Source organism: Streptomyces pratensis, assembly GCF_037137275.1.
Taxonomy (GTDB): Bacteria; Actinomycetota; Actinomycetes; order Streptomycetales; family Streptomycetaceae; genus Streptomyces; species Streptomyces pratensis_B.
On record NZ_JBBBEN010000093.1, the window covers coordinates 247,424 to 268,155 of the forward strand.

General features: G+C 72.7%; 20 protein-coding genes and 1 pseudogene. 7 read left to right on the plus strand and 14 right to left on the minus strand.

The window, feature by feature from the left end:
* The first annotated feature begins 69 nt into the window (after positions 1–69).
* Positions 70–1,092: an ATP-binding cassette domain-containing protein gene (locus V9U70_RS20470; RefSeq protein WP_336677252.1), complete on the plus strand. Its 1,023-nt coding sequence runs from the start codon at positions 70–72 to the stop codon at positions 1,090–1,092.
* Positions 1,089–1,946, plus strand: coding sequence for an ABC transporter permease (locus V9U70_RS20475; RefSeq protein ID WP_336677253.1), 858 nt, complete (start codon positions 1,089–1,091; stop codon positions 1,944–1,946). Before V9U70_RS20470 ends, V9U70_RS20475 begins: the two co-directional genes overlap by 4 nt.
* Positions 1,947–2,010: 64 nt before the next feature.
* Here V9U70_RS20475 and greA read toward each other — a convergent pair whose 3' ends face one another.
* Positions 2,011–2,508, minus strand: a complete 498-nt coding sequence (greA, locus tag V9U70_RS20480) for a transcription elongation factor GreA (RefSeq protein ID WP_336677254.1) — start codon at positions 2,506–2,508, stop codon at positions 2,011–2,013.
* A gap of 183 nt (positions 2,509–2,691) precedes the next feature.
* Positions 2,692–3,132 carry a DUF4307 domain-containing protein gene (locus tag V9U70_RS20485; protein WP_336677255.1) on the minus strand — a complete coding sequence of 147 codons (441 nt, stop codon included), beginning with the start codon at positions 3,130–3,132 and terminating at the stop codon, positions 2,692–2,694.
* A gap of 147 nt (positions 3,133–3,279) precedes the next feature.
* Between V9U70_RS20485 and mca the strand changes: the two genes are divergently transcribed.
* The 3 genes and pseudogenes from mca to V9U70_RS20500 form a co-directional block, all read left to right on the plus strand.
* Positions 3,280–4,161: a mycothiol conjugate amidase Mca gene (gene mca, locus V9U70_RS20490; RefSeq protein ID WP_336677256.1), complete on the plus strand. Its 882-nt coding sequence runs from the start codon at positions 3,280–3,282 to the stop codon at positions 4,159–4,161.
* Between the two features lies 1 nt (position 4,162).
* The gene (locus V9U70_RS20495) at positions 4,163–4,399 is read left to right on the plus strand and encodes a hypothetical protein (protein ID WP_336677257.1); all 237 of its coding nucleotides are present in this window, start codon (positions 4,163–4,165) and stop codon (positions 4,397–4,399) included.
* A gap of 218 nt (positions 4,400–4,617) precedes the next feature.
* Positions 4,618–4,909 (plus strand): annotated as a pseudogene (locus tag V9U70_RS20500) (VOC family protein); the annotation flags it as partial.
* 235 nt (positions 4,910–5,144) lie between these two features.
* On the opposite strand, the gene V9U70_RS20505 reads toward V9U70_RS20500, so the two are convergent.
* The 5 genes from V9U70_RS20505 to V9U70_RS20525 form a co-directional block, all read right to left on the minus strand.
* Entirely contained in the window at positions 5,145–5,843 is a 699-nt protein-coding gene (locus tag V9U70_RS20505) for a hypothetical protein (RefSeq protein ID WP_336677258.1), read from the minus strand.
* Positions 5,844–6,045: 202 nt separating this feature from the next.
* Entirely contained in the window at positions 6,046–6,615 is a 570-nt protein-coding gene (locus V9U70_RS20510) for a hypothetical protein (RefSeq protein WP_336677259.1), read from the minus strand.
* Between the two features lie 45 nt (positions 6,616–6,660).
* Positions 6,661–7,245 carry a hypothetical protein gene (locus V9U70_RS20515; RefSeq protein WP_336677260.1) on the minus strand — a complete coding sequence of 195 codons (585 nt, stop codon included), beginning with the start codon at positions 7,243–7,245 and terminating at the stop codon, positions 6,661–6,663.
* 96 nt (positions 7,246–7,341) lie between these two features.
* Positions 7,342–7,935, minus strand: a complete 594-nt coding sequence (locus tag V9U70_RS20520; protein WP_336677262.1) for a hypothetical protein — start codon at positions 7,933–7,935, stop codon at positions 7,342–7,344.
* Positions 7,928–8,446, minus strand: coding sequence for a SigE family RNA polymerase sigma factor (locus tag V9U70_RS20525; protein ID WP_336677264.1), 519 nt, complete (start codon positions 8,444–8,446; stop codon positions 7,928–7,930). The genes V9U70_RS20520 and V9U70_RS20525 overlap by 8 nt, the downstream gene beginning before the upstream one ends.
* Before the next feature lie 324 nt (positions 8,447–8,770).
* Here V9U70_RS20525 and V9U70_RS20530 point away from each other — a divergent pair, with 324 nt between their 5' ends.
* Complete coding sequence (locus V9U70_RS20530; protein ID WP_336677266.1) at positions 8,771–10,789, plus strand: thioredoxin domain-containing protein; 2,019 nt, start codon at positions 8,771–8,773, stop codon at positions 10,787–10,789.
* A 76-nt stretch (positions 10,790–10,865) separates the two neighbouring features.
* Here the strand turns inward: V9U70_RS20530 and trhA are convergent, their stop codons facing one another.
* A complete protein-coding gene (trhA, locus tag V9U70_RS20535; RefSeq protein ID WP_336677268.1) occupies positions 10,866–11,558 on the minus strand; it encodes a PAQR family membrane homeostasis protein TrhA in 693 nt (230 codons plus the stop codon).
* A 215-nt stretch (positions 11,559–11,773) separates the two neighbouring features.
* Here trhA and V9U70_RS20540 point away from each other — a divergent pair, with 215 nt between their 5' ends.
* Entirely contained in the window at positions 11,774–13,606 is a 1,833-nt protein-coding gene (locus V9U70_RS20540) for a phosphoenolpyruvate carboxykinase (GTP) (protein ID WP_336677270.1), read from the plus strand.
* 196 nt (positions 13,607–13,802) lie between these two features.
* On the opposite strand, the gene V9U70_RS20545 is transcribed toward V9U70_RS20540, so the two are convergent.
* The 6 genes from V9U70_RS20545 to V9U70_RS20570 form a co-directional block, all read right to left on the minus strand.
* Complete coding sequence (locus tag V9U70_RS20545) at positions 13,803–14,429, minus strand: hypothetical protein (protein ID WP_336677272.1); 627 nt, start codon at positions 14,427–14,429, stop codon at positions 13,803–13,805.
* Positions 14,416–16,158 carry a vWA domain-containing protein gene (locus V9U70_RS20550; protein WP_336677274.1) on the minus strand — a complete coding sequence of 581 codons (1,743 nt, stop codon included), beginning with the start codon at positions 16,156–16,158 and terminating at the stop codon, positions 14,416–14,418. The genes V9U70_RS20545 and V9U70_RS20550 overlap by 14 nt, the downstream gene beginning before the upstream one ends.
* Positions 16,155–17,360, minus strand: a complete 1,206-nt coding sequence (locus V9U70_RS20555; RefSeq protein WP_336677275.1) for a toxic anion resistance protein — start codon at positions 17,358–17,360, stop codon at positions 16,155–16,157. The genes V9U70_RS20550 and V9U70_RS20555 overlap by 4 nt, the downstream gene beginning before the upstream one ends.
* Positions 17,361–17,474: 114 nt before the next feature.
* Positions 17,475–18,602, minus strand: a complete 1,128-nt coding sequence (locus tag V9U70_RS20560) for a hypothetical protein (protein WP_336677277.1) — start codon at positions 18,600–18,602, stop codon at positions 17,475–17,477.
* 132 nt (positions 18,603–18,734) lie between these two features.
* Positions 18,735–19,142: an SCO4983 family protein gene (locus tag V9U70_RS20565; protein WP_336677278.1), complete on the minus strand. Its 408-nt coding sequence runs from the start codon at positions 19,140–19,142 to the stop codon at positions 18,735–18,737.
* An 81-nt stretch (positions 19,143–19,223) separates the two neighbouring features.
* Positions 19,224–20,435 carry a pyridoxal phosphate-dependent aminotransferase gene (locus V9U70_RS20570; protein ID WP_336677280.1) on the minus strand — a complete coding sequence of 404 codons (1,212 nt, stop codon included), beginning with the start codon at positions 20,433–20,435 and terminating at the stop codon, positions 19,224–19,226.
* Positions 20,436–20,732 lie beyond the last annotated feature (297 nt).

Here is a 20,732-nt window from a genome sequence, read left to right on the forward strand (position 1 = left end):
GCAAACCTAGGATCTGCACAGGAAGCCGCCACCGGCGACACCATCCGCGAGCTACGGGGGAGTCCTGCTATGCCAGGTGCGATCCACGCCGAAGGTCTCGTGAAGACCTTCGGCGACGTACGAGCCCTGGACGGCGTCGACCTCGACGTGCCCGAGGGCACGGTCCTGGGGCTGCTCGGCCCCAACGGCGCGGGCAAGACCACCGCCGTACGGGTGCTGACCACGCTGCTGCGCCCCGACAGCGGCCGGGCCGTCGTGGCCGGCGTCGACGTGCTGAAGAAGCCCAACGACGTACGCCGCTCGATCGGCCTCTCCGGACAGTTCGCCGCGGTCGACGAGTACCTGACCGGCCGGGAGAACCTCCGGATGGTCGGGCAGCTCTACCAGATGAGCGCACGGGACGCGAAAGCGCGCGCGGGCGTCCTGCTGGAGCGGTTCAACCTCGCCGACGCCGCCGACCGCCCCGCCAAGACGTACTCCGGCGGGATGCGCCGGCGGCTCGACCTCGCGGCCGCCCTCGTCGTCTCGCCGCCCGTGATGTTCATGGACGAGCCGACGACCGGCCTCGACCCGCGCAACCGGCAGCAGCTCTGGGACGTCATCGAGGACCTGGTGGCGGGCGGCACCACCCTGCTGCTGACCACGCAGTATCTGGAGGAGGCCGATCACCTCGCCCACGACATCTGCGTCATCGACCACGGCAAGGTCATCGCCCGCGGCACCTCCGACCAGCTCAAGGCCCGCACCGGCGGCGAGCGCGTCGAGGTCGTCGTGCACCGCCCGGACGAGATCGACCCGGCCCGGTCCGTGCTGACCACGCTCGGCAAGGGCGAGGTCGCCGTCGCGCAGCTCTCACGGAAGCTGACCGTTCCGGTGAGCGGCGGAGCCAAGCTGCTGGCCGAGATCATCCGCGAGCTGGACGGCCGCGGTGTGGAGATCGACGACATCGCCCTGCGCCGCCCCACCCTGGACGACGTCTTCCTCTCCCTCACCGGCCACGCCGCCGAGACCCCCGACGACGCGGAGGGCGGCCCGGGCGACGCCCGGAAGGAACGTGCGCGAGGCCCCCGGAGCAAGGAGGACACCCCGTGAGCGCGACCACAGAGGACGCCCGCACCCTGGCGCCCCGCCCCTCCGGAGGCATCACGCAGTCCGTCAAGGACTCACTCGTCATCGCCCGGCGGAACCTGATCAGGATGTCCAGGATTCCCGAGATGGTGATCTTCGGGCTGGTCCAGCCGATCATGTTCGTGGTGCTGTTCACGTACGTCTTCGGCGGCTCGATCCGGGTCGGGGGTTCCATCTCGCCGCAGGACTACCGCGAGTTCCTGATGGCGGGCATCTTCGCCCAGACGGTCACCTTCGCGACCGCCGGGGCCGGGGCGGGCATCGCCGACGACATGCACAAGGGGCTGATCGACCGCTTCCGGTCCCTGCCGATGGCCCGGGGAGCCGTCCTCACCGGGCGTACGCTCGCCGACCTCGTGCAGACCACCCTCACCCTCATCGTGCTCGCCGGCGTCGCCCTGATCGTCGGCTGGCGCGTCCACGAGAACATCGGCAAGGTGCTGCTCGGCTTCCTGCTGCTGCTCCTGCTCGGATACGCGTTCTCCTGGATCGGCGCGCTGATCGGCCTCACCGTGCGCACCCCGGAGGCGGCCACCTCCGGCGGGCTCATCTGGCTGTTCCCCCTGACGTTCATCTCGAACGCCTTCGTGGACGCCAACCAGATGCCGACGTTCCTGCGCCACATCGCCGAGTGGAACCCGTTCAGCGCCACCGTGCAGGCCTGCCGCGAACTCTTCGGCAACCTGCCGCCCGGGTTCGTCACCCCGGACGCCTGGCCGATGCGGCACCCGATCCTGGCCTCTGTGCTGTGGTCGGTGATCATCCTGGTGGTCTTCCGGACCCTCGCGGTCCGCAAGTACCGCTCGGCGGCCGCCTGAGACCGGTCACCCGCCCACGACCGGAGCCCCGGCCCCGAGGGGGCCGGGGCTNGGGCGGGCCGGGTCAGCCGGTGTACGGCTTGGCGGCCAGAATCCTGACCGTGGCGGTCTTGCCGTTCGGCAGCTCGTACTCCGCGTCCTCGCCCGTCCGCTTGCCGTTCAGACCGATGCCGAGCGGCGACTGCGGGGAGTACGTCTCGATCTCCGTGCTGGCGTACTCGCGGGAGGCGAGCAGGAAGGTCATGGTGTCGTCCTCGTCGCCGTCGAAGGCGATCGTGACGACCATGCCGGGCTCGACCACGCCGTCGTCGGCCGGCGCCTCGCCGACCTTCGCGTGCTCCAGGAGCTGGGTCAGCTGGCGCACCCGCAGCTCCATCTTGCCCTGCTCCTCCTTGGCCGCGTGGTACCCGCCGTTCTCCCGGAGGTCACCCTCCTCACGGGCCGCCGCGATCTTGACGGCGATCTCCGTGCGCGCGGGACCAGACAGGTACTCCAGCTCGGCCTTGAGCTGGTTGTACGCCTCCTGCGTGAGCCAGGTGACGTTTTCGCTGGTCTGAGTCACAGGTGCTCCTCGTCGGTGCTGGGAATACAAAGGATCGCCCTACCCAGAAGCATGTGCTTCCTCGGGTGGGCGAAACCACGAGCCTAACAATTCCCCAGGAAAAGGGGGAGAAGGTAAAACACCACACGCCCGAGGAACCCGCTGCGACGGGCATCGTCGCAGGTCAGGAGCGCGCGGCAGGAATCAGTTCGCCGTGCCGCCGTCGGCGGTGCACCCCATCGGCTCCACCGCGGTGGCCCGGGAGCGCGTCACCACGGCCACGATCTCGTCGATCCGGTCCTCGGCCCGGTCGAAGCGGACCTCCTTGCGGCCCACCTCCGAGCCGTCCTCGCTGAGCGCCCGCACCACGCAGTAGCCGCGGGCCTCGCGGTCCTTGCGGACTTCGAGGTGCACCTCTGCCCTCGCGTCGGAGACGACCTTGAACTTGATCATCTCGGCGCTGATGCCCTGGCCGCCCACGTAGTCGAAGCCGATCCAGCCGATCACGGCGATCAGGGCGACGCCCAGCACCGCGCCGACGGCCTTCAGCCTGCGGTCCGCCCGCTGATCCGCGGTCCGGCCGTACCGGCCTTCGGGCGTGGTCCCGCCAACCGCCGTCATGATCGTTCCCTCCGGGTCGGGCATCGAGGAATTTTCCAGCCCCCCGGTCAGTCACTATAGAAGTCGCCTGCCCGTCACCCGACCGCGCCCCACGCCGACGTCGTGCGGGCCGGCGCCTCTTTCCCGACGACCAGAGCGACCCATGAGCGACCGATGACTGAGGATCGAGCTTTGACTGAGCAGCTGCGACTGATGGCCGTTCACGCCCACCCCGACGACGAGTCGAGCAAGGGCGCGGCCACCATGGCCAAGTACGTGTCCGAGGGGGTGGACGTGCTGGTCGTGACCTGCACGGGGGGCGAGCGCGGGTCCATCCTCAACCCGAAGCTCCAGGGTGACGCGTACATCGAGAAGAACATCCACGAGGTACGCAAGAAGGAGATGGACGAGGCCCGGGAGATCCTGGGCGTCCAGCAGGAGTGGCTCGGCTTCGTCGACTCCGGGCTGCCCGAGGGCGACCCGCTGCCGCCGCTGCCCGACGGCTGCTTCGCGCTGGAGGACCCCGAGCTGGCGGCGGGGCGCCTGGTGGCGAAGATCCGTGCGTTCCGGCCGCAGGTCATCACCACGTACGACGAGAACGGCGGCTACCCGCACCCCGACCACATCATGACGCACACGATCTCGATGATCGCGTTCGACGGTGCGGCCGATGCGGAGAAGTTCCCGGAGGACGAGTTCGGCCCGGTGTGGGAGGCGAAGAAGCTCTACTACAACCAGGGCTTCAACCGGCCGCGCACCGTCGCGCTGCACGAGGCGCTCCTGGCCCGCGGTCTGGAGTCCCCGTACGGCGAGTGGCTGGAGCGGTGGAAGGAGTTCGAACGCGTCGAGCGCACGCTGACCACGCACGTCCCCTGCGCCGACTTCTTCGAGATCCGTGACAAGGCGCTGATCGCGCACGCCACGCAGATCGACCCCGAGGGCGGCTGGTTCCGGGTCCCGATGGACGTCCAGCGGGAGGTCTGGCCGACCGAGGAGTACGAGCTGGCGAAGTCTCTGGTCGATACCTCCCTCCCCGAGAGCGACCTCTTCGCGGGCATCCGCGACAATGCCTGATATGTACGCGACCCAGGCACTGACGCACCTCGTCCCGCTCGCCGCCGACGAGCTCGACAAGAACAAGGTGACCCCCGGCGTCCTCGGCTTCCTCGTCTTCGCGGCCCTCGCCGTCGGCGTGTGGATGCTCATGAAGTCGATGAACCGCCACATGGGCAGGGTGAACTTCGAGGAGGCCCCTCACCCGGACGGGGCGGCCGCCGAGCCGGAGGCCTCCGGGGCCTCCGCCCGGAAGTAGGGACCCGACGGCACGGCGTCCGGCGTACGGCCGACCGGCCCGTACGCCGGACGCCTTGCCGTCATGCCCGCCTGCGGCCCGCGTACGCGACGCCGGGCCCGTTTCGACGGGCACGGCGTCGGGGCCGCGCGCCGGGGCCCGGCGCGCGAGGGGCGGTCCGTCACGCGGCGGCCTTTCACGCTCTCGACGTCGGCGCTACGGCGATCTAGGCCCTCCCCCTGGACTTCGCCACCGTCGAGCTCGACGCCCGGCCCATCCTGCACTACGCGTTCCAGGTGCCGGAGCAGGAGTTGGACCTGATCCTCGACCGGCTGCTGAAGGCCGGGGTGACCGTCTACGCGGACCCGGGGGGCCCGGCAGCCGGGGCGGTTCAACCGCAACGACGGCGGCCGGGGCGTGCACTTCCTCGGCCCTTCCGGGCGCGCCATGGAAGTGATCACCCGCCCCTACGGCAGCGATCCGGCGTCCGAACTGAACGGCGTGACGGAAGCGGTCGTGCCGGGAGCGTGAGCACGAGAGAGCGGTAGGCGGTGGGGCTCCACGAGGCGCCCCGCCGCTTCGTCGGTCCGTCCGCGGGTCCTCTCCCGGCAGCACGACGACGGGCCGCCTCCCCGTCGCCCTCCCTGCTCCCGTGCGCGACAGCCCCGCAGCCGGGTGGCCGCCGGCCCGGCGGGGTCCGCAGCGCTGTGGCCGCGTCCCTCTCGGCGCCAGGGGCTCGGCCCGTACGGCGGCGGTGGGAACCCCGTCAGGGCCGGTACAGCGACTTCAGGCTGGTCACCCGGCCCGCTCCGTCGAAGACCAGGTCGTAGCCGATGCCGTCGAAGAGGGCGGGGTCCAGCTGGTTCAGCAGGGTGACGAACCGGGCCGGGGAGTGCGGCAGCAGCTCGGCGCGGCTGACCCCTGCCACCTCGTCCCGCACCGGGACGGCCAGCAGGACCTGGGCGTCGTCGGCCACGGGCACCGTGGTGAACGGGCCGGTGCCCGGGGTGATCTCCCAGGTGTCGAACCGGGTGTTGATCTTCTTCTGGGCGGGGCGCACCGACAGACGGGTCCGCCCCTCGCTGGTCCAGGCCTTGCCGATGGTCACGAACTGCCCGGTTCCGGCGAAGGGGGCCCGGTCGGCCGAGGCCCACGTGCCCTTCGCCGCCCCACTGCCGCCGGACCGGGCGCCCGGCTGCGGGGAGGGCGACGCCTTCTTCGTGGTCTCGGCGGGGGCTGCGGACCTCTCGCCGCCCTCGGGCCGGGCGTCCGCCCTGTCGGCGGACGCGGAGGGCGACGTCGCCTTCGCGCCCGCGGTGGGGGCCATGCGATCCGCGGGCTGCTGGCTGCATCCGGTCAGGGCGACGGCGGCGAGGGCGACAGCGGTGAGCCAGTGCCCGGTGGTCCGACGGCGTGCGGTCTGCGTCATCAACTGCTCCTGCATATAGGCGTGTTGGGGTTTCATGGTCTCTACGCTTCACACCGCCCTCCGGGTTGCATCCCGCTCGGATGTGTTCTGGGGAATTCCCTGAGCGCACCGAACGGTGGTGTCGCCGCGTCCTCCACGCGACGACGCAGGCCCGGACCGGTCGAGGAGGCCGCAGGGGGCGCCGCCCCCGGCCCTGCCTCCGCGCCCGGACGACACCGGGCGGCTGACGTCGACCACGTCACTCGGAGGCCAGCCAGAACGCCTCTCTCAGCGACTGCACGCGCCCCTCCCCGTCGTAGTCGACGGCGAACACCCAGCGCGGCCCGCCACGCAACCGGCTCACCAGTTCGCCCAGCCGCATGTCCCCCGGCGCCCCGCCGACCACGTGCCTCACTTCCACCGGGGTCGCCGCCGGCGCCTTCACCTCACGCACCACGCCGGTGTGCGGCTGTTCCACGGTGACCCGGACCGTGTCCCCCTCCAGCAGCACCGCGTCGTACACGTAGCCGATCTCGCTGGCGTACTCCTCGCCCGGGGCCGGCGCCGGGGGCGCCGGCCCCGGGGTGCTCGGTGCTGTCGGCTTCGCGGCGACCTGGTCCGGCTCCGGCCCGAGCCGGACCAGGGACAGGGCTCCCACGGCCAGAACGGCGGTCAGCGCCACGCCGCCCGACACCAGGGCCGCCCGCTTGCGCCGCCGCCGCTGGTCGCCGCGTGCCCGGATACGGTCCGCGGCCGTCGGCACGGCCGACTGCCGCGCCGAGGCGGCGAGCGTGGCGAGGCGGTCGCCCAGGGGGGTCGCCTCACCCATGCCCCGCCTCCGTCGCGGCCCCCGGGCGGCCCGGACGTGTGGGGCTCACGGCTTGTACTGCGACTGGAGCCTGGCCACCCGGCCCTCTCCGTCGAAGCTCAGGTCGTACCCGATGCCTGCGGAGAGCCCGGAGTCCAGCTGCTTCAGCAGGGCGACGAACTCGGTGTGGGAGGACGGCACAGGCTCGCCCTTGCCGGCGTCGGACGGGCCCTCGCCGCGGACCGGGCTCGTCAGCAGCACCCGAGCGTCCTCGGCCAGAGTCACCGTGGTGAAGGCTCCCGTACCGGGGACGACCTCCCACGTGTCGAACTGAGGTCTGGCCTTCTTCTGGGCGGGGCGCACCGACAGGTGGGTCAGCCCGCCCTCGGTCCAGGCCCGGTCGATCGTGACGAACCGCTTGGCGCCGGCCCACGCGGCCTTGCCCGGCGAAGTCGGCGCGTCCTGCGACCCCCCACCGCCGCCGGACAAAGCGGCCGTCCCGCCGCCGGACGAGGGGGCGCCCGTCGCCGCGACCGCGGCGGAGTCATCGGCGGGCTCCTGGCCCTTCCCGCCGCATCCGGTCAGGACGAGCGTGCCGCAGGCGACGGCGGCGAGCAGGCGCAGGGTCGTCCGGCGGGGTGAGACAGACATGCAACGTGCTCCCTGGGAACGGAGGTGGTCGGGTTACACGGTGTCTACGCCTCACCCCGCCCCCCGGGTTGCGTCCCGGCCGGACTTCTTCCGGTCTCACCCGACGGTCAGCCAGACCGCTTCCCGCAGCGACTGCACGCGCCCCTCGCCGTCGTAGTCGAGGGCGAACACCCACCGCGGCCCGCCGCTCAGCCGGTCCACCAGCTCCCCCAACCGCACATCCCCGGGCTCTCCCGCGGCCGCCTGCTCCGCCTCGACCGGGGTCTGCGGCGGCAGGGTCAGCTGGTGCACCACTCCGGTGGGAACGGCTGTACCCCCCTCGGCGCGAAGCTGCTCGACGGTGACCTGGACCATGCCGTCCACCACCGTCGCGCCGTACACATAGCCGATCTCGCTGGCGTACTCCTCGCCCGGGGACGGCGCCGGGGGCACGAAGGGGGCGGTGCTCCACGAGGGCGTCGGCTTCGCGGCGGTCGGCGCCGGCTCCTCGCCGGTCCGGACCAGGGACAGGCCTCCCACGGCGACCGCGGCCGCCAGCAGCACGCCGCCCGATACCCGGGCCGCCCGCTTGCGCCGCCGGCGCCGGTCACCGCGCACCCGGATCTGCTCCGCGGCCAGCGGCACGGCGAACCGCTGCCCCGAGGCGGCAAGGTCGGCCAGGTGATCGTCCAAGCCGGTCCCGTCACCCATGCTCCACCTCCGGAACTCGCCCCGCCCGCCGGTCCAGCTCAGTATCGGCCAGAATCCTCGCCAGCGCGGCCCGCCCCCGGCTCAGCTGGGCCTTGACCGTACCGACGGGGCAGTCGACCTCTGCGGCCACCTGCTTCACCTCCAGATCACACAGGTGGTGGAGCACGATGACCCGCCGCTGCGCCGCGGGGATCTGCCGCAGCGCCTGCACCAGCAGCACATGGTGGGTGTCCGGCGGAGGCACGTTCGGGGGCGGGCCCTGGCGCCGCGCGAAGGAGAGCGCGGTACGCACGCGCCGCCACCGGCTGACCGCCAACCGCCAGGCCACGGTGCGCACCCACGCCTCGGGCGCACCGTCCGCGTCCAGCCGGGCCCGGTACTCCCAGGCCCGGACGAAGGCTTCCTGCACCACGTCCTGCGCCTCGGCGCGGTCGCCGGTCATGGCGTACAGCTGGCCGATGAGCCGCCCCACGCTCCCGGCATAAAAGGCGTCGAACGCCTGCTCGTCCATCCCCGCCTGCAGTTCCTGGTGGCCGCACGTCTGGTCAATCGTGCGAACAGTGTCACCCGGCAGGCATATGACGCAAGGATTCCGGCAGTTCACCGGGAGCGCCTCCGCACCGCAGGCTCGCCGGCCGAGCGGCACCGGGGAAGCGCGGTGGCGGACGCACCGGTACCGCTGCCGGTCGGCTGTCCCGGGGGGAACGTCCTGCAGGCGGACGTCGAAGTCCGTGTCGGCGTTCCAGTCCGGGCCCGCGGCGGAGTCCAGGGCCAGGTGAGGCTGGCTCGTCAGTGTTTCGCCGGTCGCGGCAGGCGCTGTGAGAGGCTGGGTCGTATGAACCGGTTGGCTGGTGTGACCTCGCCTTATCTGCTTCAGCACGCTGACAATCCGGTCGACTGGTGGCCGTGGGGACCGGAGGCGTTCGAGGAGGCGAAACGGCGCGAAGTCCCCGTTCTGCTGTCGGTCGGCTATTCCGCCTGCCACTGGTGCCACGTGATGGCGCACGAGTCGTTCGAGGACGAGGCCGTGGCCGCCTTCCTCAACGAGCACTTCGTCCCGGTGAAGGTCGACCGCGAGGAGCGGCCCGACGTCGACGCCGTCTACATGGAGGCCGTCCAGGCGGCCACCGGGCACGGCGGCTGGCCGATGACCGTCTTCCTCACCCCGGACGCAGAGCCCTTCTACTTCGGGACCTACTTCCCGCCCGCCCCCCGGCACGGCTCCCCCTCCTTCCGGCAGGTCCTCGAAGGGGTGCGGGCCGCGTGGACCGATCGCCGCGGGGAGGTCGCAGAGGTGGCCGGGCGGATCGTCGCCGACCTCGCCGGCCGTTCACTGGCCCACGGCGGCGACGGCGTCCCCGGTGAGCAGGAGACCGCGCAGGCGCTCCTCGGGCTGACCCGTGAGTACGACGAGCAGTACGGCGGTTTCGGCGGGGCCCCCAAGTTCCCGCCCTCCATGGCGATCGAGTTCCTGCTGCGCCACTACGCCCGCACCGGGGCCGAGGGCGCGCTCCAGATGGCCGCCGACACCTGTTCCGCGATGGCCCGGGGCGGGATCTACGACCAGCTCGGCGGCGGCTTCGCGCGTTACTCCGTGGACCGGGAGTGGATCGTCCCGCACTTCGAGAAGATGCTGTACGACAACGCCCTGCTGTGCCGGGTGTACGCCCACCTGTGGCGTACCACCGGGTCGGAGGAGGCTCGCCGGATCGCCCTGGAGACCGCCGATTTCATGGTGCGTGAGCTGCGCACCGCCGAGGGCGGCTTCGCCTCCGCGCTGGACGCGGACAGCGAGGACGCCGACGGCCGGCACGTCGAGGGGGCCTACTACGTGTGGACGCCCGCGCAGCTGCGCGAGGTGCTGGGCGAGGAGGACGCGGTCTTCGCCGCCGTGCACTTCGGCGTCACGGAGGAGGGCACCTTCGAGGAGGGCTCCTCCGTGCTGCGGCTCCCGGGCGAGGCGCGCCCCGTGGACGCCGGGCGCGCCGCGGACGTACGGGCCAGGCTGCTGGCGGCACGCGAGGAGCGGCCGCGACCGGGCCGGGACGACAAGGTGGTGGCCGCCTGGAACGGGCTGGCGATCGCCGCGCTCGCGGAGACGGGGGCGTACTTCGACCGGCCCGACCTCGTCGAGCGGGCCACCGAGGCCGCTGACCTGCTGGTCCGGGTGCATCTGGGTGAGGTGGCGCGGCTGGCGCGGACGTCCAGGGACGGGCGCGCCGGCGACAACGCCGGGGTGCTGGAGGACTACGGCGACGTCGCCGAGGGGTTCCTCGCGCTGGCGGCCGTGACCGGCGAGGGCGTGTGGCTGGAGTTCGCCGGATTCCTGCTGGACATCGTGCTGGAGCAGTTCACCGGGGAGGGCGGCCAGCTCTACGACACCGCGCACGACGCGGAGCGGCTGATCCGCCGCCCCCAGGACCCCACGGACGGCGCCACCCCGGCCGGGTGGACGGCCGCCGCGGGCGCGCTGCTCTCCTACGCGGCGTACACCGGCTCGGAGGCGCACCGCGCCGCGGCCGAGGGGGCGCTCGGCGTGGTGAAGGCGCTGGGCCCGCGCGCCTCCCGGTTCATCGGCTGGGGACTCGCGGTGGCCGAAGCGCTGCTGGACGGCCCCCGTGAGGTGGCCGTCGCCGGTCCGGTCGGCGGTGAGCTGCACCGTACGGCGCTGCTGGGCCGGGCTCCGGGCGCGGTGGTCGCGGTGGGCGAGGGGCCGCAGGCAGGGGCCGAGTTCCCGCTGCTGGGCGACCGGCCGCTGGTGGGCGGGGAGCCGACGGCGTACGTCTGCCGCCACTTCGTGTGCGAAGCGCCGACGACGGACGCGGCCGAGCTGGCGGAGAAGCTGGACGGCTGAGCGGGCGCACGCCGGGCGCTGGACGGGTGAGGGGCCGGNGGTCGGTCGACCGGCCCCTCACCCGTCCCCGCACCGCCTATCCGTGCTCGTAGGCGACCAGGAAGATGCCGACGTAGTGCGCGATGAAGGCCGCCAGCGTCAGCGAGTGGAAGACCTCGTGGAAGCCGAACCAGCGCGGTGACGGGTTCGGCTTCTTGATCCCGTAGATCACGCCGCCCGCGCTGTAGAGCAGCCCGCCGACCACGACGAGGACCAGGACCGCGACCCCGCCGGTCCGCAGGAAGTCGGGCAGGAAGAAGACCGCCGCCCACCCCATCGCGATGTAGCAGGGGGTGTAGAGCCAGCGAGGCGCGCCGACCCAGAACACCCGGAAGGCGATGCCCGCCGCCGCGGCCGCCCAGATGGCCCACAGCAGGGGCCGTGCGGTCGACTCCGGGAGCAGGAGCAGCGTCAGCGGGGTGTAGGTGCCCGCGATGATCAGGAAGATGTTGGCGTGGTCCAGGCGGCGGAGCACCGCCTCTCCGCGCGGCCCCCAGGTGCCGCGGTGGTAGACCGCGCTGACCCCGAACAGCAGGCAGGCGGAGAGCGTGTACACCGCGCAGGCGATCCGGCCCACGGTGCTGTCGGTCAGGGCGACCAGGACCGCCCCGGCGATCACCACCGCGGGGAACATCCCGGCGTGCAGCCAGCCGCGCATCCGGGGTTTGACGGGGACGGGGTCGAGCGCGACGGGGCCCTTGGTCGTGGTGACGGCGGCGGCTTCAGTCATGTTCGCATGCTACCTACGCGGCCGTAGGTAGCGGATATGGGGCGCAAACGAGTGGCGATGCTCACGTGTGAGGCCCCCTGGACAGATGGGCGGAAGGGCCGGATGATCAAATGAGTGCAGTCGGCACCGGATGAGCGCCAGGGGAATTCGAAGGCATCCGGGTCGCAGCCCCCACGGGGCCTTCAGACAACTGACACCCTCAACTAGGAGCGATCGTGGCGCGCGACATCGCGGCTCCCCTCACTGTCCCCACCCATCACCGGGAGCTGGTCTCCTGGGTCGACGAGATCGCAGCCGTCACGGAGCCGGACCGGGTGGTCTGGTGCGACGGCTCCGAGACCGAGTACGAGCGCCTGTGCGGGGAGCTCGTCGCCAAGGGCACGTTCACCAAGCTCGACGAGGCCAAGCGGCCGAACTCCTACTACGCCGCCTCCGACCCCACCGACGTCGCCCGCGTCGAGGACCGTACGTTCATCTGCTCCAAGGAGGAGAAGGACGCCGGGCCAACCAACCACTGGAAGGACCCCGCCGAGATGCGGGCGGTCTTCACCGGTGAGCAGGGTGTCTTCCGCGGCTCCATGCGCGGCCGCACCATGTACGTCGTGCCCTTCTGCATGGGCCCCGTCGGCTCACCGCTCTCCGCGATCGGCGTCGAGATCACCGACTCCGCCTACGTCGCCGTCTCCATGCGCACCATGACCCGCATGGGCCAGGCCGTCCTGGACGAGCTGGGCGAGGACGGCTTCTTCGTCAAGGCCGTCCACACCCTCGGCGCCCCGCTGGCCGAGGGCGAGGAGGACGTCCCGTGGCCGTGCAACTCCACCAAGTACATCTCGCACTTCCCCGAGGACCGCGAGATCTGGTCCTACGGCTCCGGCTACGGCGGCAACGCCCTGCTCGGCAAGAAGTGCTACGCACTGCGCATCGCCTCCGTCATGGCCCGTGACGAGGGCTGGCTCGCCGAGCACATGCTCATCCTGAAGCTGACGCCGCCGCCCGGCGAGTCGGCGACCCCCAAGTACATCGCGGCCGCGTTCCCGAGCGCCTGCGGCAAGACGAACCTCGCCATGCTGGAGCCCACGATCCCCGGCTGGACCGTGGAGACCGTCGGCGACGACATCGCCTGGATGCGGTTCGGGGAGGACGGCCGCCTCTACGCCATCAACCCCGAGGCCGGATTCTTCGGCGTCGCGCCCGGCACCGGCGAGCACACCAACGCCAACGCCATGAAGACCATGTGGGGCAACTCCGTCTTCACCAACGTCGCCCTCACCGACGACGGCGACGTCTGGTGGGAGGGCATGACCGAGGAGGCGCCCGCCCACCTCACGGACTGGAAGGGCAACGACTGGACCCCCGAGTCCACCACGCCCGCCGCCCACCCGAACGCCCGCTTCACCGTCCCGGCCGGACAGTGCCCGATCATCGCGCCGGAGTGGGAGGACCCCAGGGGCGTGCCGATCTCAGCCATCCTCTTCGGCGGCCGCAGGGCCTCCGCCGTCCCGCTGGTCACCGAGTCCTTCGACTGGCAGCACGGCGTCTTCCTGGGAGCCAACGTCGCCTCCGAGAAGACCGCCGCCGCCGAGGGCAAGGTCGGCGAGCTGCGCCGCGACCCGTTCGCCATGCTGCCGTTCTGCGGCTACAACATGGGCGACTACATGAAGCACTGGGTGAAGGTCGGGGCCGGCAGGGACGCCTCCAAGCTCCCGAAGATCTACTACGTGAACTGGTTCCGCAAGAACGAGGCCGGGAAGTTCGTCTGGCCCGGCTTCGGCGAGAACAGCCGCGTCCTGAAGTGGATCGTGGAGCGCCTGGAGGGCAAGGGCGAGGGCGTCGAGACCCCGATCGGCATCCTGCCGGCCAAGGGCGCGCTCGACACCGAGGGGCTGGACCTCTCCGAGGCCGACCTCGACTTCCTGCTCACGGTCGACAAGAAGGTCTGGCGCGAGGAGGCCGCCCTGATCCCCGAGCACCTCAACACCTTCGGCGACCACACGCCCAAGGAGCTGTGGGACGAGTACCACGCGCTCGTCGAGCGCCTGGGCTGATCCCCCCGGGGCCGGCGCGGCTCCGCGCCGGCCCGCCCCAGCTCCGCGGCCGGGTCCATCGGACATCCGCCCTGACCTGTGGGGCCGACGACCCGCCGCGGCCCGGCCCCCGGAACCCCCTCACGGTTCCGGGGGCCGCTCATGCCGCGGGCCTGCGCACCCGTCGCCGCGCCGGGCGGCGGCACGGCCGCACGTCCTACGGAGCGCCCCCGCCCCGGTCCTCCAGGTATTTCGTATGGGAACGCTGACGCAGCTCCTCCGCCTCGCGCACCCCTTCCACCAGCGCCCGCGCCTCCGCGTGCAGCAGCGACAGCTGCCGCTCCAGCTCCTCCTCCGGCGCCCGCCCGCCCGGCGCGAGCCGCGTCCACCACCGGGTCCGCAGATACGCGTCGACGGACTCCGGGACGTCCCGGCGCACCGCCCTCGCCAGCACATGCGCCCCCTCCGGATCGTCCGCCAGCGCCTCTGAGGCCCGGCCGGGGGCCAGCAGCCCCTCCAACAGCCCGGTCAGCCCGGCGAGCCGCTCCGTCGCGTCGGGCGGCAGGTCCACCCCGTCCAGATACGCCCGCAGCGTCCCGAGGTCGGCCCGCAGCTCGTCCAGCCGGCACGACGGCTCGTCGAACGCCGGTGCGGGTGTTCGCCGCGGCGGGGCGAGCAGCGCGCCCGCCCCGTACAGTCCGCCGACGACGACCGGCCAGTACGGGCCCGCCACCCCGGTGAACGTACCGGCCAGCCCGCCCAGGGCGAAGACGCTGCCGGTGAGGTTGCGGGCCGACTCCACGTAGACCAGGAGCCGGCCCGCCACCGGCCTACTGGTAGCCACGGATCTCCTCGAACGCCCCGTCCAGCGAGCCGGGGCCGTGCTCCTTCGACCCGTCGAAGAGCCGGCCGCCGGTCAGTGCGGCGATGGCGGCCAGCTCCGAGCGGTCGGAGTCGCCGAAGACGACCGGGAAGACCGGGGTGGCCCGCCGGGACCCGGGCAGGGCCCGGTAGAACGACGAGAAGTCCGCCGCCGACCGGCCCGCCGTGTTCTCGCCGTCCGTCATCAGCACGATGGAGGTGAACGAGGACGCGGTGTCCGGGCCCAGGTGGTCGTAGGCCGCGGCGAGCGACGAGTAGATCGCGGTGTCCCCCTCGGCCGTCAGCGCGGCGGTGTCCGCCCGGATCGCCGCCGGGCCCGCCTTCGGGTCGGCCGGGTCGACCGTGTGCGTGCGCACCCGCTTGACGGTGGAGCCGAACGGCAGCAGCGTGACCTCCTCGCGTTGACGGAATTCCCCGGTCAGCCCGGTCAGTGCGGATTTCAGCCGGGCCAGCCGCCGCCCCTTCATCGAACCCGAGGTGTCCAGGACGTACACGGTCCGCGAAGGACGCCGCAGCCGGTGCTCGTACGCGGACAGCAGTCCGTCCGCGACCGATCGCGAGCCGGGGAAGGGCAGTTCGCGACGCTGCTCGGGGGAGAGCGGTTCGGCGGGGCGGGCCGACACGACCACCGGGCGGCGCAGGGTGCGCGCCGTGATCTCCCGTTGCGCCGCCGCCGTCCGGAAGTGCGCGGCCAGTGTCCCCACCGCGTCCCGTGCGGCGGGCGTGGCCCCGGTGAGCGCGCTGAGCGGGTAGTCGGCGGTCACCACCCCGTCCCGGGGGCGGATCACCGTCAGCCCGGCGCCGCTGTCCCGGTTCAGCGACAGCAGCACCGACTCGTAGTTGATCAGCGCGTCCACACCGGAGCGCCGGGCGTAGGCGTCGGCCAGCCACCCGGAGGAACCCGAGGTGAGGCGCTGCCCCGCGAAGAACTCCTTCAGCCGGGGCCCGGCGCCGCGGACATCGGCGTCCGTGAGCGCCGCCTGTGCGCCGGAGAGCCCGGAGGCCACCGAGATCAGCGCGGAGAAACCGGAGTTGGAGCGCTTCGGGTCGGTCATCCCGTACGTCAGCTTCCCGGCCGTGACCGCCTGGTGGACCTGCGCCCAGCTGACCCGCTCCGGGTCCCAGCCGAGCCGCCGCACCGCCGCGTTCCGCACCCCGAGTGCGACCGGGGAGGCCATCAGCGGGGTCTCGGAGGCGATTTTGCGTGCGGCCTCCGGGTGCAGTCGGAGGTAGTCGTTGGACGAGAGCCACACCGCGTCGAACGCCCCGTCCGCCGCCCCGGACTCCAGCCGCTCGACCGCCTCCAGCGTGCCCGTCCAGGTGGGCCGCACGGTGATCCCGGTCGCCTTGCGGGCCGCCTCCAACAGAGGCTTCATATCGCTGAGTTCGCTGGAGGCCAGCACCCGTAGCGTGCCGGTGCGCGGACGCCCGTCGTCGGCGTCCCGGCGGCCTCCGCCCCTTTCCTCCTCGCCGTCCCGACCGCAGGCGGCGAGCGGGACGAGCAGCCCGGTGACGAGCAGGGAGACGAGAAGGCGCCGGACGCGGCGACGGGCGGGCGGGCTGCCCGCCGGCCGGTCGGCCGGCGGGGGGCCGACGGGTGTCGGCGAGTCGAGGCGGGCCAGGAAGCCGAGCCGGGCAGGGAGGCCGAAGCGGACCGGGAGGCCGGGGCGGGCCTGCGGGCGTGTCGTCATGAGCGGTCTCCGTCCGGGGTCGGGCCGAGGGCTCGGCTGCGCTCCAACCGGGCGCTCGCCCCGGCGAGTTCGGCGGTGAGCGACTCCACGGTGGCGGCCATCGTCCCGGTCGCCCGCGCCTTGTACGTGTCGATGGCGTCCAGCGTCGCGTAGATCTGCCCGAACGCCGTCCGCAGCGTCTCGACACCGACCGCCGGTTCGGCCGCGATGCGCTGGATCTCCCCGTTCTGGGCGGCCAGCATCTCCGCGTTGCCCAGGATCAGCTCTTCCGTCGTCGACCGCAGCACCCGCACCTGCTCGGTGACCTTGCGCTGGCTCTCCAGCGCCGAGGACAGCATCACGGCGATCCGCAGCGCGGAGACGGTGGTGGTGGCCGCCCGGTCGACACCCTTGATGAGTTCGTCGTTGTCGCGCCGCACCACGTCCATCGCCAGATAGCCCTGTCCGCAGAGGGCGATCTGGGTCAGCAGGTCCTGGTGCTTCTGCCGTACGGGAAAGAGGACGTCCGCCCGCAGCGCGTCCGCCCGGGCCGGATCGCCCGCCGCCTCGGCCTCCGCGACCAGCCGCTCCACGACGCCGTCCAGGGCGTCGGTGAGCACCGCGTACTCCTGGAGCTTGCCCATGGACTCCCAGAGCCGGGTGCGTTCGGTGTGCAGCGCCACGTTGTCGCGGCGCAGTTCGTCCTGGGCGCCGCGGAGCGAGCCGACGATCCGGTCGAGGGCGCCCCGGGCGGACGCGTACTTCGCGACGTGGTCGCGCAGCCGGTTCCCGCCGGGCAGCCGGGACAGCAGCCGCCGGGCCCCGCGCCCCGGCGCGTCCCGCGGGTCGAGGTCCTCCACCGTGCGGCGCAGCTCGGCCAGTGAGGCCCCGACGCGGGCCTGGGCGCCGCCCCCGCCGGAGGCCAGCGAGCGGACGGTGCGGTCCAGCATCCGGTTGGACTGCTGGGCGGCCCCGCGGATCTCGCCCTGCCCGAGCGCGGTGATCTCGCCGACGCGGGCGCCGAATGCGGGGGAGCGGGGGTCGAGACCGGCCAGGGAGGCGACGTACTCCTCGGCGCGCCGGGCCATGTCGGCGCGCACGGCGTCCTCGACCGGGACCAGTCCGGCGGCCTGTTCGGCGCGGACGGGGGCGACGGGGCCGGGCGGGGTGAGCACGAGCGGGGCGGTCGGCGGGTCGAACGGCCGCGGTGCGTCCTGGGGCATGGCGGAGGTCTCCTGGGAGGCGGGTGCGGTGCGGTGCGGGAGAGGCGTCGGGGCTGGCGGGGCGCAGGGCCCGGGGCGGGCCTGCGTAGGGGCGTTCGGTGGTGTCCCCTGCCCTCAGCCGCGGGCCCGTACGGCCATCGAGCGCAGCACCTCCGCCGTGGGCACGGGAGCCTGGCGCACTCCGGTGAGCCGCTGGTCGATGTAGTCGGCGTGGTCGGCGGTGGCGGTCACGAACTCGGCCGCCGCGCCCTGGGGCCGGAAGCCGTGCCGCACCGCGAGCTGCCGCAGCTCGGGGTCGGTGGAGAGCAGCTCGCCGAGTTCCCGGCCGCGGTCGGTCAGCGGTACGAGGGTGTGGTCGCTGGAGACCGTGGTGTCCGGGTAGAGGACCACGAGGTCACCGATCTCCTGCGGCCGGCTCCGCAGCAACAGCGAGGCCACCTGGGACTCGTAGACCAGGACGAGGGGGTTGCCGACCCCGCTGACGAAGTCCCGGAACGGTGCGTCGCTGCCGGTCTGCTGGGCGCCCTGCACCTGGATGAGTTTGCGCATCAGCGGCGCGGTGCGGTCGACGGCCGCCGCGTCCGTGGCCACCCGGCCGCCGTCGGCCACGTAGGAGGCGGCGGCGAGGTAGAGGGCGCCCGAGTTGGAGGCGACGGGGTCGGTGCTCGTGATGAACATCGTGCCGCTCAACTCGGCATGCCCGTCCGCCTCTTCTAGCTGCTGCCAGGTCCGGTCGTCCTCGGCCGCCGCCAGATACGGGCCCATCAGCAGCGTTCCCCGCGTGGTGAACGCCGAGCCGCCGCCGGTGTCCAGCCGGGCCAGCCCGTTGGCGGCGAGGACCTCGGCGGCGTTGCGGTGCGCGACGACGACGAGCGGCGAGTAGAACGGCCGCAGCGGGCCGCCCCGGGACTCGAAGCCGCGGCGCAGTTCGTCGGCCGGGGCCTTCGAGCCGGGGAACGCGAAGTCGTACCCCTTCAGGGGGAGCCGGTCCATGGTCCAGGAGCCGGAGGTCTCCGTCCGGACGGTGAACCCGTGAGCCGCGAGGGCCTCCACGGTGTCGGGGTCGCCGAAGAACTCGGCCTTCTCCGACCCGATGACCCCGCGCACGGTCTTCGCCGCGGCGCCGCCGACCGGGCTGCCGCGGCCTGCCGCGACGGCAGCGGCCACGCCGCCGATCAACAGGACCGCCAGGACGATTCCCACGATGCGTCTCACTCGAACAGCGTGCTCGCGGAAACCCACATTCCGGTCGGCGCCGGGTGGACGGCAGATGAAGGGGCCATCCCAGTACGCAACGGCCCAGGGCCGGACGGGACGCCGGCCGGGGGCGTGGCACCCGGCCCGCACGCCTTTGCGGCACGCGGGCCGGGGCCGTCAGTGGGCGCCGACCAGCTCTCCCGTGGAGGCGGCGCCGGCGTCGGCGGCGAGCGCCGCGGTGTGGGCGTCCATCCGCTCGGCGGAGAGGATGGCGGCGGTCGTGTCGGCACGCGACGCGGCCACCACCAGCGAGCGCCCCGCGAGGGCGTGGGCGCGGCGGTGGAGGTCGGCCGGTGCGGCGTCGGTCCGCCCGGCGTGCCGGGCGGGCGGCGCGCCGCGCAGCCGCGCCACCTGCTCGGCGATGCGGTCGCCCGCCGCGCCGAGGCCCAGCTCGTCCGTGACCGCGAGCAGGGCGGCCAGGTGTCCGGCGAGCTGGATGTCCAGCTCCTCCCCGCGGCTGCGGTGCGGAAAGTCCGCGTCGTCGACGGGCGTGTGGACCGATGTGCTGCGGATCGGCTCGTACATGGATGGCCTCCCGGTGGTGCGTGGGACCAGCCTACATTGGATTCAGTCTAAAGTTACGCACGATCCTGGAGAGTGGTCGCCCTACGGCTGTCCGTAACCGTCCAGGAATGTACCGATCCGTGTCATGGCGTCGGTCAGGTCCTCGGCCGTCGGAAGCGTGACGATCCTGAAGTGGTCGGGCTCGGGCCAGTTGAAGCCGGTGCCCTGGACGACCATGATCCGCTCGGCCCGCAGCAGGTCGAGAACCATCTGCCGGTCGTCCTTGATCGGGTAGACCTTGGGGTCGAGCCGGGGGAACAGGTACAGCGCCCCCTTGGGCTTCACGCAGGTCACCCCCGGAATCGAGGTGAGCAGGTCGTACGCCACGTCCCGCTGTTCCAGGATGCGGCCGCCGGGCAGCACCAGGTCCTCGATCGACTGCCGGCCGCCGAGCGCGGTGGCCACGGCGTGCTGCGCGGGCATGTTCGCGCACAGCCGCATGTTGGCGAGGATCGTCAGTCCCTCGATGTACGAGGTGGCGTGCGCCTTCGGGCCGCAGACGGCCATCCACCCGGAGCGGTAGCCGGCCACCCGGTAGTTCTTCGACAGCCCGTTGAACGTCAGCACCATCAGGTCGGGGGCGAGCGCCGCCGTGGGGGTGTGCGTCGCGCCGTCGTAGAGAATCCGGTCGTAGATCTCGTCGGAGCACACGATCAGGTTGTGCCGCCGGGCGATCTCGGTGAGCCCGCGCAGCATCGCGTCGTCGTACACCGCCCCGGTGGGGTTGTTCGGGTTGATGATCACCAGGGCCTTGGTCCGGTCGGTGACCTTCCGCTCGATGTCGGCGAGGTCCGGCATCCAGTCGGCCTGCTCGTCGCACCGGTAGTGCACGGCCGTCCCGCCCGCCAGGGAGACGGAGGCGGTCCAGAGCGGATAGTCGGGGGCCGGTACGAGCACCTCGTCGCCGTCGTCCAGCAGCGCCTGCATCGACATCTGGATCAGCTCGGAGACGCCGTTGCCCAGGTAGACGTCCTCGACGTCGAGCTCGATCCCCTTGGTCTGGTAATGCTGGGTCACCGCGCGCCGCGCGGTGAGCAGGCCCTTCGCGTCGCCGTAGCCGTGCGCCCCCGCGACGTTGCGCAGGATGTCTTCCAGGATCTCCGGCGGGCACTCGAACCCGAACGCGGCGGGGTTGCCCGTGTTCAGCTTGAGGATGCGCTGACCGGCCGCTTCCAGCCGCATCGCCTCCTCCAGCACGGGGCCCCGGATCTCGTAGCAGACGTTGGCGAGCTTCGTGGACTGGTTGACCTGCATGTCCGCGAGCTTACGGCCGCGTTTCGCCGGGGGCGCGGGGATTGCTCCGAGCCCGCCGTGTCCGGGGGGCAGGACCGCGCCCCGCCGTCTTCCATCGCCATGGCCGCCGCCGCTCCGGGCCGTGAAATCGCCCGGTCGCGACGGCGTCCCGGCTTGGATTGGGGCGTGGCCCGCCGGTGGGGGTGAGATGCGCCACGCGGGTCCCGTCCGGGTCCCGCCGGGGGCGAGCCGAGCGCGCCCCGGGTGCGGGCCCGTCTTCCGCGCGGGCACGCACCGGCGTGCTTCCGCCCCGCGCGT

Excerpts from the sequence above, each read along its gene's own strand:
- V9U70_RS20520 (WP_336677262.1), bottom strand. The coding sequence starts at position 7,935 with ATGGGTGACGGGACCGGCTTGGACGATCACCTGGCCGACCTTGCCGCC.
- V9U70_RS20565 (WP_336677278.1), bottom strand. The coding sequence starts at position 19,142 with ATGTACGAGCCGATCCGCAGCACATCGGTCCACACGCCCGTCGACGAC.
- V9U70_RS20550 (WP_336677274.1), bottom strand. The coding sequence starts at position 16,158 with ATGACGACACGCCCGCAGGCCCGCCCCGGCCTCCCGGTCCGCTTCGGC.
- V9U70_RS20495 (WP_336677257.1), top strand. The coding sequence starts at position 4,163 with ATGTACGCGACCCAGGCACTGACGCACCTCGTCCCGCTCGCCGCCGAC.
- V9U70_RS20525 (WP_336677264.1), bottom strand. The coding sequence starts at position 8,446 with ATGGACGAGCAGGCGTTCGACGCCTTTTATGCCGGGAGCGTGGGGCGG.
- V9U70_RS20505 (WP_336677258.1), bottom strand. The coding sequence starts at position 5,843 with ATGAAACCCCAACACGCCTATATGCAGGAGCAGTTGATGACGCAGACC.
- V9U70_RS20485 (WP_336677255.1), bottom strand. The coding sequence starts at position 3,132 with ATGCCCGACCCGGAGGGAACGATCATGACGGCGGTTGGCGGGACCACG.
- V9U70_RS20470 (WP_336677252.1), top strand. The coding sequence starts at position 70 with ATGCCAGGTGCGATCCACGCCGAAGGTCTCGTGAAGACCTTCGGCGAC.
- V9U70_RS20555 (WP_336677275.1), bottom strand. The coding sequence starts at position 17,360 with ATGCCCCAGGACGCACCGCGGCCGTTCGACCCGCCGACCGCCCCGCTC.
- V9U70_RS20530 (WP_336677266.1), top strand. The coding sequence starts at position 8,771 with ATGAACCGGTTGGCTGGTGTGACCTCGCCTTATCTGCTTCAGCACGCT.
- V9U70_RS20515 (WP_336677260.1), bottom strand. The coding sequence starts at position 7,245 with ATGTCTGTCTCACCCCGCCGGACGACCCTGCGCCTGCTCGCCGCCGTC.
- V9U70_RS20570 (WP_336677280.1), bottom strand. The coding sequence starts at position 20,435 with ATGCAGGTCAACCAGTCCACGAAGCTCGCCAACGTCTGCTACGAGATC.
- V9U70_RS20510 (WP_336677259.1), bottom strand. The coding sequence starts at position 6,615 with ATGGGTGAGGCGACCCCCCTGGGCGACCGCCTCGCCACGCTCGCCGCC.
- trhA (WP_336677268.1), bottom strand. The coding sequence starts at position 11,558 with ATGACTGAAGCCGCCGCCGTCACCACGACCAAGGGCCCCGTCGCGCTC.